The following is a 14,137-nucleotide window of genomic DNA, read 5'->3' as shown; positions in this document are numbered from 1 at the left end:
CCTGGACCCGGCGGCGGCCCCGTTCTACGGCTGCCTGTCCATGGCGCTGCTGGCCGTCGACGGCGGCGCCCCGGGCGTCGGACGGGACTGGATCGGCACGCCGGCCGCGCTCGCCCTGGACACCGTGCTGTTCACGGCGGGGACCGTCGTCGGGCTGGTGGCGGCCGTGGCGGTGCCGTACGTCATGGCCGTGCACCACCGGATCGAGCCGCACCAGGCGACGCCCGTGTGGCTGCTGCCGGTCGTCGCGCCGATGGTGTCCGCCGCCCTCGGGCCCGCCCTGGTGCGCCACCTGCCCGCCGGCCAGGCGCGCGAGACCCTGCTCCTGGCGTGCGTGGCGATCTTCGGGCTGAGCCTGCTGGCCACGCTCGCCCTGCTGCCGCTGATCCTCGGCCGGCTGATCGTCGTGGGTCCGCTGCCCCTCGCGCTCACCCCGACCCTGTTCCTGGTCCTGGGGCCGCTCGGGCAGTCCACCACCGCCGTCGGCGCGTTCGCCGACACCGCCCCGGGCGTCGTGCCGGCCCCCTACGGCACCGGCTTCGCGGTGTTCGCCCTGCTCTACGGCGTTCCGGTCATGGGCTTCGCCGTGCTGTGGTTCGCGTTCGCCGCCGCGCAGGTGGTGCGCGCCGGCCGGCAGGGCATGGGCTTCACGATGACCTGGTGGTCCTTCACCTTCCCCGTGGGCGCCTGCGTCACCGGTGCCTCGGCCCTCGCCCGGCACACCCACCTGGCCGCGTACGACGCTCTCGCGGTCGCCCTGTACGCGGTCCTCGTCACCGCCTGGACCACCGCGGCCGTGCACACCGCCCGCGGACTGGTCAGCGGCGCGCTGCTCGCAGCGCCTCGGTCAGCGCCCGCGGAGCCTCGGCCAGCGACGGCCCGTACCACGTCAGATGCCGCCCGCTGACCAGCGCGCACGGCAACCCGGGAAAGGCCTCCGGCCCGTCACCGGCGGTGAAGCGGTACGGTTCGTCGGGCAGGACGACGACGTCCGGGGCCGCCGCCCGCAGTTCCTCCAGCGGGATGCGCGGGTAGCGCTCGGCGTGGCGCGCGTACAGGTGGCCGACGCCGAGGCGGGCGAGGACGTCACCGGCGAAGGTGTCACGGCCCAGTACCATCCACGGCCGGCGCCAGATCGGCACGATCGCGCTCGTACGGCGCTCGGGCGCGGGCAGCTGCGACCATGCGGTCTCGGCCTCGTCCAGCCACCGCGGCCGGCCCGCCGCCCCGCAGGCCGCCAGGACCCGTGCCAGTTCCCGGAAGGCCTGGGGCACGTCCCGCACCTCGGTCACCAGCACCTCGACGCCGGCCGCGCGCAGGGCGTCGAGGTCGGGTGCGCGGTTCTCCTCCTCGTTGGCGATCACCAGGTCGGGGGCGAGGGCGACGATCCGGTCGACGTTGGGGTTCTTGGTGCCGCCGACGCGGACCACGTCCAGGTCCGCCGGACGGACGCACCAGTCCGTGGCACCGACCAGTACGCCGGGCAGCGTCTCGGCGACCGCCTCGGTCAGCGAGGGCACCAGGGAGACGACTCTCATCAGCGCGTCCGGTCCTGCACCGCCTCGATGTGCTCCGCCACCGCGACCACGATCACCCGGGTGTCGGGCACGGTCGCCCGCCAGCGGTGGCGGACCCCGCCGGTGAGGTACATCGTGTCGCCGCGCGCCAGCCGGTAGGCGCGGCCTTCGGCCTCTATCTCCACCGCGCCGTCGGCGACGTACATCAGTTCGTCGTTGCGGTGCTGGAACTCGCGGCCCGCGTCGTGGTCGCCGGTGAACTCCGAGGCGTGCAGCTGATGGTGGCCGCGCACCAGGGAGCGGACCGCGGGTTCGGGCTCCACCACGGGGACCTCGGCGATCTCGGCGCGCACGACGTCGACGCTGCACGCCGGGTCGGCCGCCGCCAGCAGCTCCACGGCTGTGGTGCGCAGGGCGTCGGCGACCTTCTCCAGGGAGCTCCGGCTGGGGCGGGCCCGATCGTTCTCGACCTGGCTCAGGAAGGGCACCGACAGGCCGCTGCGCTCGGCCACGACGGCGAGGGTGAGGTCCAGCGCGCGGCGCCGCCGCCGTACGGCCGCGCCCACTCGAAGGGACTGCTCTTTGTGGTCGCCCATCGCTCCGGCTCCCTCCTTCGCTCGTCGTTCCGTCCGCCGTCCGTGGGCCCGCGTCCGGGCGCACTGCTCCTGATGACTTCTCTGCACCCTACGCATGTTCGGCAAACCGTTTCACGCCGCCGTCACATCCCCGTAAGGTCGGCGGGCCGCCGACCTCATGGTTTCGCGCCAGTCCTTCGGCCCCGCTCTGGGGCTGGTGGGCCGGAACCCGAACGGATCGGCACCGGTGAGGTCTCCCGGAAGCCGACGGGCCCCCCAGCCCAGGGTAGGGGGGTGGCTCTCCGTGGTTGTCCGGATTCCGACCGTGCACACACTCGAGGGGCGGGCTCTTCCCACGGCGTCAGGACCGTGGGAAGAGCCCGCCCCTCGGGTGCCGGCGGCTCGACGGTGACGGCTACCCCGAGGTCATCCGCTGCTCGACGTCCGGGTGCTGCTTCAGCCAGGCGTCGACCGCTTCGTCCTCGTGTCCCTGACCGAGCTTGTTGATCTCGCTCTCCAGGCTGCCGAGCTCGTCCTCGCTCATCCTGAAGTTCTTGATCCACTCGGTGAGCTGGGGGTACTGCCCGGGGAACTTCGCACTGGAGATGGTGCGGATGGTGTTGCCCTCGCCGAAGAGCTTCTTGTCGTCCTTCAGCTTGGTCAGGTCGTAGCGGTTGTACGCCCAGTGCGGCGACCACAGCACGACGGCGACCGGCTTCTTCTGGGCGTAGGCGCGCTTGAGCTCGGCCAGCATCGCGGGCGTGGAGCCGTCGACGACCTTGTACTCCTTGTCCAGGCCGTAGCCGGGCAGGACCTTGCTCTTGAGCAGGTTCATCTCGCCGGTGCCCGGCTCGATGCCGATGATCTTCCCGCCGAAGAGGGACGACTTGCCCTTGAGGTCCTCCAGGGACTTCACGTCCTTGACGTAGGAGGGGACGGCGATCTCCAGGGAGGTCGGCTGGTACCAGGTGCCGAGGTCCTTGAGCTTGTCCTTGCTCTTGTCCCAGTAGTTCTTCTGGGCGTACGGCAGCCAGGCGTCGAAGTTGAGGTCGATGTCACCGCCGGCCAGGCCGGTGTAGACGGGACCGACGTCCATCTGCTTCAGGTTCAGCCGGTATCCGCGGCGCTCCAGGACGTGCTTCCACAGACGGGTGACGGCGATGTCCTCGTCCCACGGGAACCAGGCGACGTTCAGGGCGCGGGAGGCCTCGGCGGGCTTGGCGCCCGCACCGCCGGGCAGCGGGGCCAGCTTGTCGACGACGCCGGGGTTGGACTTGAGCCAGGTGCGCACGGCGTCCTGCTGCCGGCCCTTGCCCGCCTTGTTGATCTCGGCCTCGAGGCTGGTGAGCTGCTTCTCGTCCAACTTGAAGTTCTTCAGCCACTTGGCGACGACCGGGTTGTCGGCCGCGAAGCCCTTGCGGGCCAGCGAGTGCACGCCGTCGCCCTTGCCCCAGGCGCCCTTGGGGTCCTTCAGCTTCTTCAGGGAGTAGTCGTTGTACGCCCAGTGCGGCGACCAGAGCGTGACGACGATCGGTTCCTTCTTGCTGTAGGCGCGCTTGAGCTCGGCCAGCATCGCGGGCGTGGAGCTGTCGACGACCTTGTACTCCTTGTCCAGGCCGTAGTCCTTGAGGACCTTGCTCTTGAGCAGGGCCATCTCGCCGGCGCTGGACTCGATGCCGGTGATCTTCCCGCCGAAGAGGGACGCCTTGCCCTTGAGGTCGGCGAGCGAGTCGACGCCCTTCATGTACGACGGCACGGACAGCTCCAGCGACGTGGGGCCGTACCAGGAGCCGAGGTCGTCCAGCTGCTTGCCGTACTTCTTCCAGTACTGGGCGTGGGTGGTCGGCAGCCAGGAGTCGGTCTCGAAGTCGACGCTGCCCTGGGCGAGAGAGGTGTAGAGGGGGCCGGCGTCGAACTGCCGGGCGTCCACCTGGTAGCCGCGCTGTTCGAGGATCTCCTTCCACAGGAAGGTGGAGGCGACGCCCTCGTCCCAGGGGATGTAGCCGATGCTGAGCTTCTTGCCCTTGCCGACGTCGTGGCCGTCGGCGGCGGCCGTCGAGCCGGATCCGCCGCCGCCGAAGACGCCCATGCCGCCCGCGACCAGGCCCAGGATCACCACGCCGATCACGGCGATCTGCGGACGCGGCCGGTAGGACCAGATCTTCAGGCCCTGGACGGCCCGCGCCTTGGCGGCGGCCCGCCGGCCGAGCGGCGAGACCTGGGTGCCCAGGGCGCTGGTCATCCGGTCGAGGTAGATGGCGAGGATCACGATGGCGACGCCGGACTCGGAGCCGAGGCCGACGTTGAGCTGGCCGATGGCCTCGTTGACGTCGCCGCCCAGGCCGCCGGTGCCGACCATGCCCGCGATCGCGGCCATGGACAGCCCGAGCATGATCACCTGGTTGACGCCGGCCATCACCGTGGGCAGGGCCAGCGGCAGCTGGACGCGCAGCAGCGTGTTGCGGGGCGTGGTGCCGAACGCCTCCGCCGCCTCGACCAGTTCCGCGTCGACCTGGCGGATGCCCAGCTCGGTCATGCGCACGCCCGGGGCGAGCGCGAAGATCAGCGTGGCGACGATGCCCGCGGAGGCGCCCGTGCCGAAGAACAGGATGGCCGGGATGAGGTAGATCATCGCGGGCAGCGTCTGCATGAAGTCCAGGACCGGCCGGACGACGGCGCTGACCCGGTTGGAGCGGGCCGCCCAGATGCCCACCGGCACCGAGACCACCAGGGCGATGATCGTGGCGACGAGGACGAGCGACAGCGTCACCATCGCGTCCGACCACAGTTCCATCGAGTCGATGAAGGCGAAGCCCACGAAGGTGAGGACACCGGCGACGGAACCGCGCAGCCACCAGGCGAGCACCGCGAAGATGCCCGCGAGGAGCAGCGGCTCGGGCGCCTGAAGGACGGCGTCGATGCCGTCGTAGGTACCGGTGAAGACGGTCTTGAAGAAGTCGAAGAGCCAGGCCATGTGGTTGAGCAGCCAGTCGACCGCGGAGTTGACCCAGTCGCCGAGCGGGATCCTAGGCACGGGCCACCTCCTTCTCGCCGCCCTGGTCCCGCGGCGCGTCACAGCTCGCGGATTCGGGGCTCGACTCGTCGCCGAGGAAGCCGACGAGCCGCTGGCGCGGTACGACGCCGACGACGGCGTGCCGCTCGTCCAGGACGGCGACCGGGTGGGAGAGCCTGGCGCTGATCGCGCACAGCTCGGTGAACGGGGTCTCCGGCGTCGCGGTGTCGCAGTCGCAGTCCGCCTCGTCACCGCGCACGTCGCGGTCCATGACCGCCTCCGCGGTCAGTACGCGGGAGCGGTCGACGTCCTGGGTGAAGGAGGCGACGTAGTCGTCGGCAGGGCGCAGCAGGATGTCCTCCGCGGTGCCGGTCTGCACGATCCGGCCGTCGCGCATGACGGCGATGCGGTCCCCCAGGCGCATGGCCTCGTTGAGGTCGTGGGTGATGAACACGATCGTCTTCTTCAGGGTGTGCTGCAGCTGGAGCAGCTGGTCCTGCATGTCGCGGCGGATCAGCGGATCCAGGGCGCTGAAGGACTCGTCCATCAGCAGCAGGTCGGCGTCGGTGGCGAGCGCGCGGGCGAGACCGACGCGCTGCTGCATGCCGCCGGAGAGCTCGTCCGGCCAGGACGCCTCCCACCCGGCCAGGCCGCACAGGGCGAGCGCCTCGTCGGCGCGGCGTTCGCGCTCGGCGCGGGGCACGCCCTGCACTTCAAGGCCGTAGGCGGCGTTGTCACGGACGCTGCGGTGCGGGAAGAGCGCGAAGTGCTGGAAGACCATGCTGATCTTCCTGGAGCGAACCTCGCGCAGCTCCCGGGCACTGAGCGCCGTCAGGTCCTGGCCGTCGAAGCTGACCTGGCCCTCGGTGGGCTCCAGCAGCCCGTTCAGCATCCGCAGCAGCGTGGACTTGCCCGAGCCGGACAGTCCCATCACGACGAAGATCTGTCCGGGTTCCACCGTGAAGGAGGCGTCGATGACGGCGGCGGTGGTGCCGTCTGCGCGCAGTTCCTCACGGTCGGCTCCTTCGCGGAGCTTTCCCACCGCCTCGTCCGGTCGTCTGCCGAACACCTTGTACAGGTGCTCGGCCTGAAGCCTGGCTGACACACGCACCTCTCACCTCGGGGTCAGGGACAGGAGACGAAGGCCGAATAACAGTTGAATAACGCAACCACCTTCGCTCCGGCCCGCGCCTTCCCAAGCGCCTCTGAGGCAAACGCGAAAGTGGCCTGCTTCACATGCGCACACGCCGACCGGGCGGCAGGCGCGGCCCGGGACCGGTCGCCTGCCGCCCGCCCGCAGGGGCGCGCAGGCCGGCCGCAACACCGACTTCCGCGCCGCCCGTCACTGTCGGTGCCGTACGGCATGATGCGAGGCGTGACCGGACGACTGATGCTCCTCGACACCGCTTCCCTGTACTTCCGCGCCTACTTCGGCGTCCCGGAGTCGATCAAGGCCCCGGACGGCACGCCGGTGAACGCCGTGCGCGGGCTGCTCGACTTCATCGACCGCCTCGTCAAGGACCATCACCCCGACCACCTGGTGGCCTGCATGGACGCGGACTGGCGGCCCCAGTGGCGGGTGGAGCTGATCCCCTCCTACAAGGCACACCGCGTCGCCGAGGAACACGCGAGCGGACCGGACGAGGAGGAGGTGCCGGACACCCTCTCCCCTCAGGTCCCGGTCATCGAGGCGGTCCTGGACGCCATCGGCATCGCGCGGGTGGGCGTCGAGGGGTACGAGGCGGACGACGTGATCGGCACCTACACCGCGCGGGCGAGCGGCCCGGTCGACATCGTCACCGGCGACCGCGACCTGTACCAGCTGGTGGACGACGCGCGTGGGGTGCGCGTGCTGTACCCGGTCAAGGGCGTGGGCACGCTGCTGACCACCGACGAGGCCGTGCTGCGGGAGAAGTATGGGGTCGACGGCAGCGGGTACGCGGACCTGGCACTGCTGCGCGGCGACCCGAGCGACGGACTGCCGGGCGTGCCCGGCATCGGGGAGAAGACGGCCGCCCGGCTGCTGGCCGAGTTCGGCGACCTGGCCGGGATCATGGCGGCCGTGGACGATCCGAAGGCCCGGCTCACGCCGTCCCAGCGCAAGCGGCTCGACGAGGCGCGGCCGTACCTCGCCGTGGCGCCGACGGTCGTGCGCGTCGCCGCCGACGTCCCGCTGCCGGACGCCGGCACGGCGCTGCCGCGCACCCCGCGCGACCCGGTGGCGCTGGAGGAGCTGGCCGGCCGCTGGGGCCTGGGAGGGTCCCTGCAACGGCTGCTCACCACGCTCGCGGCGTGACGAGGGCCGCCGACACGTGCTCATGGAGCCCGGGGAGAGGTGTTCGCCGACGGGAGGTGCTAACTTAGGTAAGCCTAAGCAAGGGGAACTGGGAGGCCGTCATGGCAGATCGTCCGGCGCGCAAGCCGCGAAGGGCCCACACCGCGCGGGTCGTCCGCACCGAACGGCTGACTCCGCACATGCAGCGCGTGGTGCTCGGCGGCGAGGGCCTGGCCGACTTCTCGGCCGACACCTGCACGGACCACTACGTGAAGCTGCTGTTCCCCGCCGACGGCGTCACCTACCCCGAGCCCTTCGACATGGAGCGGATCCGCGCGGAGTTCCCCCGCGAGCAGTGGCCGGTGACCCGGACCTACACCGTGCGCGCCTGGGACCCCGAGCACCGCGAGCTGAGCCTGGACTTCGTGATCCACGGCGACGAGGGCCTGGCCGGCCCCTGGTCGCTGCTGGCCCGGCCGGGCGAGACCGTACGGTTCGTCGGCCCCGGCGGCGCCTATGCCCCCGACGCGAGCGCCGACTGGCATCTGCTCGCCGGTGACGAGAGCGCCCTGCCGGCGATCGCCCGCTCCCTGGAGTCGTTGCCCGCGGGCGCCACGGCGCACGCCTTCGTCGAGGTCGCAGGCCCCGAGGAGGAGCAGAAGATCGACTCCGAGGTGGAGGTCGTCTGGCTGCACCGCGGGGACCGGCCCGTCGGCGAGGCGCTGGTGGAGGCCGTACGGGCGCTCAGGTTCCCCGCGGGCCGGGTGCACGCGTTCGTGCACGGCGAGGCCGGTTTCGTGAAGGAGCTGCGCCGCCTGCTGCGCGTGGAGCACGCCGTCCCGCGCGAGGACCTGTCGATCTCCGGCTACTGGCGGCTGGGGCACAACGAGGACGGCTGGCAGGCCTCCAAGCGGGAGTGGAACGCCCGGGTCGAGGCCGAGCAGGAGAGCGCGGCACCGGCCGCGTGAGACGTCGGGCAGGGGCGGCACCGCACGGGTGCCGCCCCTGCGGCGTGTCCGGGGCCGCTACACCGACCGCTGGTACGACCGGAACGTCCGGATCGACAGCCACACCGCGGCCACGGCCAGCACCAGCAGCGCCGCCGTACGGCCGCCCACGGCGCCCCAGTCGGTGTCCGCGGACATCGCCGAACGGCCCGCGACCATCGCCCAGTCGAGCGGGTTGAAGTCGGCGACGTGCCGCATCCAGGAGGGCATCTGGGAGGGCGCCATGAAGGCCGAAGACAGGAAGGTCAGGGGCAGCAGCAGGAAGGTGTTGATCCCGATGATCGACTCCCGCTCCCGCACCAGCATGCCGAGCGCGTTGGACAGCGCGCCGAAGACCGTTCCGAGCAGCACCGACGCGAGGACCAGAACCGCGACACCGCCCACGCCGCCGGGGTAGTCGGCGCCGCCCAGCAGTCCGAGCAGCACGATGATCACCGACTGCAGGGCGGTGACCAGCCCGTTGTTGACGACGTTGCCGTTCATCAGGGCGGCCCGGCTGACCGGCGTGGTCAGGAAGCGGTTCAGCGTGCCGCGCTGCATCTCCTCAAGCGTGCCCATGCCCGCCCACATGTTGGAGCTCAGCGCGCTCATCACGACCACTCCCGGCACCAGGTAGTCCAGGTAGGTGGTGGTGCCGAAGCCGCCGAGCTCGACGACCTTCTTGAAGAGGCTGCCGAACAGGAACAGCCAGATCACCGGCTGGATGAGGGTGATGATCGCGTACGCGGGCTGACGGGCGAACACCATCAGATGGCGCCGGGTCATGTACCAGGTCTGGGAGATCGCGGTGCTCATCGCACTCCCCCGGCGAGGGTGAGGGCGCCGGCGGCGCTGTCGGCTTCGGCCTCGGCGTATCGCCGGCCGGCGTGGCGGAGGTAGACGTCGTCGAGGGAGGGGCGGGCCACGGTCGCCGAGGCGACGGTGACCCCGGCGCGTTCGAGCGCGGCGAGCAGGCCGGGCATCGCCGCTGCCCCGTCGTCGGCGCGGACGCTGATCCGGCGCCCGTCGATCAGCACCTCGTGCACTCCGGACAGCACGCCGAGGGCACCCGTCAAAAGGGTGCGCCCGGCCTCTCCGGCCGGCTCGCGCAGTTCCACGTGGACGGCGTCACCACGCAGTTCGCCCTTGAGGGCGTCGGGCGTGCCCTCCACCACGATCCGGCCGCGGTCGACGATGGCGATCCGCTCCGCGAGCCGGTCGGCCTCTTCCAGGTAGTGCGTGGTGAGCAGGATGGTCAGGCCCTCGTCGCCGGCGAGGCGGGCGATCTCGTCCCACATCGCGGTGCGCGCCTCCGGGTCGAGGCCGGTGGTGGGCTCGTCCAGGAACAGCACCTCGGGCCGGTGCACCAGCCCGAGCGCCACGTCGAGGCGGCGGCGCATGCCACCGGAGTAGCCCTTGACCGGCCGACTCGCCGCGTCGGTGAGGCCGAAGCGCTCCAGCAGCTCCTCGACGCGCCGGGCCAGCGGCGCGCCCCTCAGGCCGTAGAGCCTGCCCTGGAGCTGGAGGTTCTCGCGGCCGGTGGCCACCGGGTCGGCGCCTGAGCTCTGGGCCACCACGCCGATCGCGTGGCGCACGCGGTCCGGTTGGCGCAGCACGTCGTGGCCGGCCACGGTCGCCGAGCCGGAGTCGGGGCGGGCCAGGGTGGTGAGGATCTTGACGGTGGTGGACTTGCCGGCGCCGTTGGGGCCGAGCAGCCCGAAGACGGTACCCGGTTCGACGGTGACGTCCATGCCGTTCAGGGCGGTGACGTCACCGGGATAGGTCTTGACCAGCTGACGCGCCTCGACGGCGGGCGCACGGGTCGCACTCATGACAGGGCTCTCCTGTGGGATGACGGACGAATGATCGCCGATCGATCCACGTGAGGAGGGCCGGGCTATCCTGGGTGTGCCGCACCTCGATCGCCCGGAGAAGCCTCACGGTGGATTCGGCTCGGGGTTGGACGACCCTGGCGGGGCTGCTGCAACAGTCCTGCCGGGGTCCGTTCGTTTCTCTGGTCTGCGGTCCCTGGCCGGGTCAGGTCTGGGTGCCGGGCGCCTCCCCGGTCAGGAACTCGGGCGGGATCTCCCCCGTCTCGTGGAACCGGCGCCACTCCTCGACGCCGGGCAGCGATCCCTTCCTCAGTTCGGTCAGGAAGCCGCGCACCCAGTCGGCCTGCGCCTCGAGCATGTGCAACTGGTACTCGGTCTCCACCAGGAACAGCCGCGGCAGCGTCTCGTACAGCTTCTGCAGCGCCCCTCGCCCGGCCGCGACCTGCACGTCCAGGTTTCTGAGCCGCTCGTCGAGAAGCCGCTCGACGTCGTCGGGGTGCAGCACGCCCACGAGGGAGAGCGCCGTCTCGAAGATCGGGAACTCCTTGACCGGCACGGCCACGAGGTCCGACATCCACTCGGTCATCTCCTGACGCCCGGCCTCGGTGAGCCCGTAGACGGTGCGCTCGGGACGGTTGCCCTCCCGCTCGACGTCGGTGACCTCCACGAAGCCGTGCTTCTCCAGGTTCTGGACGACGGTGTAGAGCGAGCCGTAGTTGATCTTCGTGCTGGCGTCCTTGCCCTGGGCGCGCAGCGTCTGGGCGATCTCGTAGGGATGCATCGGCTTCTGCTGGAGAGTCACCATCACGGCGAGCGCCAGCGGATTGCCGAGCTTGCGGCGCTTCATCGCCACGGTGATCACCCCGTTTCCGAATATCCGTAACGGAACATATCGCGACCTGGACACCTCGTCAACACACACGATGTATCGCGTTGAAGGTTTCTCCGGCGCGCACCCCGCCCGTAGGCTTCGAGGCGATGAGACGCAAGACCCGCACCCCACCCGCTCCCCTGCCCCAGCGCCAGGGGGTGGACCCGGTGCGGGTTCGGCTGCCCGCCGAGGGGGCGTGGGCCACCGTGCGGGAGCACCTGGTGGAGCGGCTGTCGGGAGCCGGGCCCGGGGTGGTCGAGGCGATGTTCGAGGCCGGGCGGATCGTCGGGGCGGACGGACGGGCCGTCGCGTACGACGCGCCGTACCGGCCCGGAATGTTCGTGTGGTTCCACCGGGAACTGCCCGCGGAGGTGCCGGTGCCGTTCCGCCTGGAGGTGGTCCACCACGACGAGCACCTCGTCGTCGTGGACAAGCCGCACTTCCTGGCCACCACCCCGCGCGGCATGCATGTCGCCGAGACCGCGCTGGCGCGGCTGCGCCGCGAACTGGGCATCCCGACGCTCGGCGCCGCACACCGTCTGGACCGGCTCACGGCCGGGCTGGTGCTGTTCACGGTGCGCCCCGAGGAGCGCGGCGCCTACCAGACGCTGTTCCGAGACCGTCGGGTGCGCAAGGAGTACGAGGCCATAGCGCCGTACGACCCGGAGCTCGCACTGCCCCGGACGGTACGCAGCCGGATCGTGAAGGAGCGGGGCGTGCCGGCCGCCCGTGAGGTGCCGGGCGAGCCCAACGCCCTCACGCGGGTGGAACTGGTCGAGCACCGTGCGGACGGCCTCGCCCGGTACCGGCTGGAGCCCGGCACCGGGCAGACGCATCAGCTACGGGTGCACATGAGCGCGCTGGGTGTGCCGATCCTCGGCGACCCGCTCTACCCGGTGGTGACCGATCCCGCCCCACCCGGCGACTTCCGGCGCCCGTTGCAACTGCTTGCGCGGAAGCTGGAGTTCACCGATCCGATCACGGGGACGGCACACCGTTTCCGCAGCGTGCGGACGCTCGAGGCGTGGTCCTCCGCCATCGGATGGGCGGAGGACCCGCCGGGGTGCGGAACCGGTCAGTAGCCGCGCCACCAGCGCACGAAGCGCTGCCAGACGCCCTGAGGGCGGCTGTGCCCGGCCGTCTCGCCGGTCCCGGCGGGCGGCGTGGGGACCGGCGGTGGGGTCCAGGGCAGTGGGGGACGCCGACGTGCGGTGCCGGCCTGCTGCACGGAAGAGCCCCCGTCCTCGGAGGACGGCGCCCCGGCCCGCTCCGCGTCCGCCTTTACCGTGCCGATCTCCCAGGCAGTGCGCGGCTGCGGGACCGGCATCGGGGTGTGGCTGGGCTGCGACATCACGTCCTGCTGCGGCCTCGGGGTGAACCGCACCGGCAACTCGACCAGGTGCTGGGAGGCGATCGACTCCGTCCGGCGCAGCTCCTCCTCGTCGCAGTCGAGCCGGATGTCCGGCAGCCGCATCAGCAGCTTGTCGACGCCGACGTCGGCGACGGCGCGGCCGATGTCCTGTCCGGGGCACTCGTGCGGGCCGCCGCCGAAGGCCAGGTGGGAGCGGTTGCCCTGCATGTCGGCCGATCGGTCGGGGCGTACCCGGGGGTCGACGTTGGCCGGCGCGATGCCGAGCAGCAGCCCGTCGCCCGCGCGGATGCGCCGGCCGCCGAGCTCCGTCTCCTGCTTGGCGAAGTAGCCGAGGATGGTGCTGAACGGCGGCTCGTCCCACAGCGACTGCTCCACCGCCTGCGGCACCGTCATCTGTCCGCCGTTGAGCTGGGCGCGGAAACCCGGGTCGGTGAGCACCCGGCGGATGGTGTTGGCGAGCAGGTTCGCGGTGGCCTCGTAGGCCGCGATGAGGACGAGCCGCAGGTGCTGGCCCACCTCGTCGTCGCTCAGTCCGGCCGGGTGGTTGATGAGATGGCTGGTGAAGTCGTCGTCGGGCCGGGCGCGGCGGCGGGCGACGAGCCGCCGCAGGCAGTCCATGATGTACTCGTTGCTGGCGATCGCGGTCTCGGTGCCCTTGAGCATGTCGCGGGCGGCCTGCACGATCCGGTCGTTGTACTCCTCGGGCATGCCGAGGACCTCGCACATCACCGCCATCGGCAGATGCTCGGCGAACTGGTCGACGAGGTCGGCCCGGCCCGTCTCGCAGAACCTGTTGACCAGGAGCTGCGTGGCGCGGCCGATGTTGCGGCGCAGGCCGCGCTGGTCGATGGTCTCCATGGCCGCGGTGACCGCGCCGCGCAGCCGCTTGTGCTCGTCGCCCTCGGCGTGGGAGCAGATCGGCTGCCAGGCGATGTGCGGCATGAGCGGGTGGTCGGGTTCGACCATGCCGTCCTCGAGCGGCGTCCAGACGCGGCTGTCCCGGGTGAACTGCGAGGGCGTGCGCACCATGTGCAGGTTCTCGGCGTGCCCGAGGACCACCCACATGGGCACGTCGTCGTGGAGCAGTACGGGGGCCACCGGTCCGTACTGCTCGCGCAGTTGCTCGTACAGCGCTCCGAGGTCGGGCGCCTCGTGGAGGCGGTGCAGCCCGCCGGGCCCGATGCCGTGCGCGGGACAGCCGGGGGGCGGGGCGGGGGTGCGGTCGTCCGGACCGGTCAGGAACTGGGGTTCAGGCGTCACAGCGGTCGCTTTCGGGACGGAAAGGGGAGGGAGAGTCGGCGGAATCCGGTTCAGCGCGGCGAGCCGGTCATGGCGAGGGAGTGCAGGAACCGCATCAGGGTCAGCAGCACGTCGCGACTGGATGAGCGGCGGCGCACGTCGCACTCGATCATCGGGATCTCCTCGGCCAGGTCGAGGGCCGAACGCAGCTCGGGGATCGGGTGACGAGGCGCGTCCGGGAAGGAGTTGATGGCCACGACGAAGGGCACACCGCGCTCCTCCAGCCGCCCCATGACGTCGAAGCTGACCTCCAGGCGCCGGGTGTCGACCAGCACCACCGCGCCGAGCGCGCCCTCGAACAGGCCGTTCCACAGGAACCAGAAGCGCTGCTGGCCGGGGGTGCCGAAGAGATAGAGCACCAGTTGGTCGGTGATGCTGATGCGGCCGAAGTCCATCG

At 71.3% G+C, this 14,137-nt stretch carries 13 protein-coding genes; 4 read left to right on the top strand and 9 right to left on the bottom strand.

The window, feature by feature from the left end; all coding sequences use genetic code 11:
- Positions 1-907 (top strand): SLAC1 family transporter (locus tag BZY54_RS34095; protein ID WP_086729189.1); only part of this gene is annotated, 907 nt, incomplete at its 5' end.
- On the opposite strand, the gene BZY54_RS34090 is transcribed toward BZY54_RS34095, so the two are convergent.
- From BZY54_RS34090 to BZY54_RS34075, 4 genes are all read right to left on the bottom strand, one after another.
- Positions 819-1,538 (bottom strand): helical backbone metal receptor, encoded by a 720-nt coding sequence (locus BZY54_RS34090; RefSeq protein WP_086729188.1) that lies wholly within the window; start codon positions 1,536-1,538, stop codon positions 819-821. The two genes, BZY54_RS34095 and BZY54_RS34090, sit on opposite strands and share 89 nt — an antisense overlap.
- The gene (locus BZY54_RS34085) at positions 1,538-2,113 is read right to left on the bottom strand and encodes a helix-turn-helix domain-containing protein (RefSeq protein ID WP_086729187.1); all 576 of its coding nucleotides are present in this window, start codon (positions 2,111-2,113) and stop codon (positions 1,538-1,540) included. Before BZY54_RS34085 ends, BZY54_RS34090 begins: the two co-directional genes overlap by 1 nt.
- A gap of 394 nt (positions 2,114-2,507) precedes the next feature.
- On the bottom strand, positions 2,508-5,126 hold the full coding sequence (locus tag BZY54_RS34080) for an ABC transporter permease/substrate binding protein (protein ID WP_086729186.1): 2,619 nt from the start codon (positions 5,124-5,126) through the stop codon (positions 2,508-2,510).
- Positions 5,119-6,210, bottom strand: a complete 1,092-nt coding sequence (locus tag BZY54_RS34075) for a quaternary amine ABC transporter ATP-binding protein (protein WP_086729185.1) — start codon at positions 6,208-6,210, stop codon at positions 5,119-5,121. Before BZY54_RS34075 ends, BZY54_RS34080 begins: the two co-directional genes overlap by 8 nt.
- 261 nt (positions 6,211-6,471) lie before the next feature.
- Between BZY54_RS34075 and BZY54_RS34070 the strand changes: the two genes are divergently transcribed.
- Both BZY54_RS34070 and BZY54_RS34065 read left to right on the top strand, forming a co-directional pair.
- Complete coding sequence (locus tag BZY54_RS34070; RefSeq protein WP_244217480.1) at positions 6,472-7,401, top strand: 5'-3' exonuclease; 930 nt, start codon at positions 6,472-6,474, stop codon at positions 7,399-7,401.
- A gap of 101 nt (positions 7,402-7,502) precedes the next feature.
- On the top strand, positions 7,503-8,348 hold the full coding sequence (locus BZY54_RS34065) for a siderophore-interacting protein (protein WP_086729184.1): 846 nt from the start codon (positions 7,503-7,505) through the stop codon (positions 8,346-8,348).
- Between the two features lie 57 nt (positions 8,349-8,405).
- Here BZY54_RS34065 and BZY54_RS34060 read toward each other — a convergent pair whose 3' ends face one another.
- The 3 genes from BZY54_RS34060 to BZY54_RS34050 all read right to left on the bottom strand — a co-directional run bounded on the left by BZY54_RS34060 (position 8,406) and on the right by BZY54_RS34050 (position 11,045).
- A complete protein-coding gene (locus tag BZY54_RS34060; RefSeq protein WP_086729183.1) occupies positions 8,406-9,182 on the bottom strand; it encodes an ABC transporter permease in 777 nt (258 codons plus the stop codon).
- Positions 9,179-10,198 carry an ATP-binding cassette domain-containing protein gene (locus BZY54_RS34055; protein ID WP_086729182.1) on the bottom strand — a complete coding sequence of 340 codons (1,020 nt, stop codon included), beginning with the start codon at positions 10,196-10,198 and terminating at the stop codon, positions 9,179-9,181. The genes BZY54_RS34060 and BZY54_RS34055 overlap by 4 nt, the downstream gene beginning before the upstream one ends.
- Before the next feature lie 205 nt (positions 10,199-10,403).
- Positions 10,404-11,045 carry a PadR family transcriptional regulator gene (locus BZY54_RS34050; protein WP_086729190.1) on the bottom strand — a complete coding sequence of 214 codons (642 nt, stop codon included), beginning with the start codon at positions 11,043-11,045 and terminating at the stop codon, positions 10,404-10,406.
- Positions 11,046-11,176: 131 nt separating this feature from the next.
- Here BZY54_RS34050 and BZY54_RS34045 point away from each other — a divergent pair, with 131 nt between their 5' ends.
- Entirely contained in the window at positions 11,177-12,151 is a 975-nt protein-coding gene (locus BZY54_RS34045) for an RluA family pseudouridine synthase (RefSeq protein WP_086729181.1), read from the top strand.
- Here the strand turns inward: BZY54_RS34045 and BZY54_RS34040 are convergent.
- Positions 12,145-13,701: a cytochrome P450 gene (locus BZY54_RS34040; protein WP_086729180.1), complete on the bottom strand. Its 1,557-nt coding sequence runs from the start codon at positions 13,699-13,701 to the stop codon at positions 12,145-12,147. The genes BZY54_RS34045 and BZY54_RS34040 overlap by 7 nt on opposite strands.
- Positions 13,702-13,751: 50 nt before the next feature.
- The coding region (locus tag BZY54_RS34035) for a GTP-binding protein (RefSeq protein ID WP_208640860.1) at positions 13,752-14,137 on the bottom strand (386 nt) is incomplete at its 5' end.

Origin of the sequence: Streptomyces carpinensis (assembly GCF_002154505.1) — a bacterium.
Taxonomy (GTDB): Bacteria; Actinomycetota; Actinomycetes; order Streptomycetales; family Streptomycetaceae; genus Streptomyces; species Streptomyces carpinensis.
This window is presented reverse-complemented; position numbering and strand designations above follow the sequence as displayed.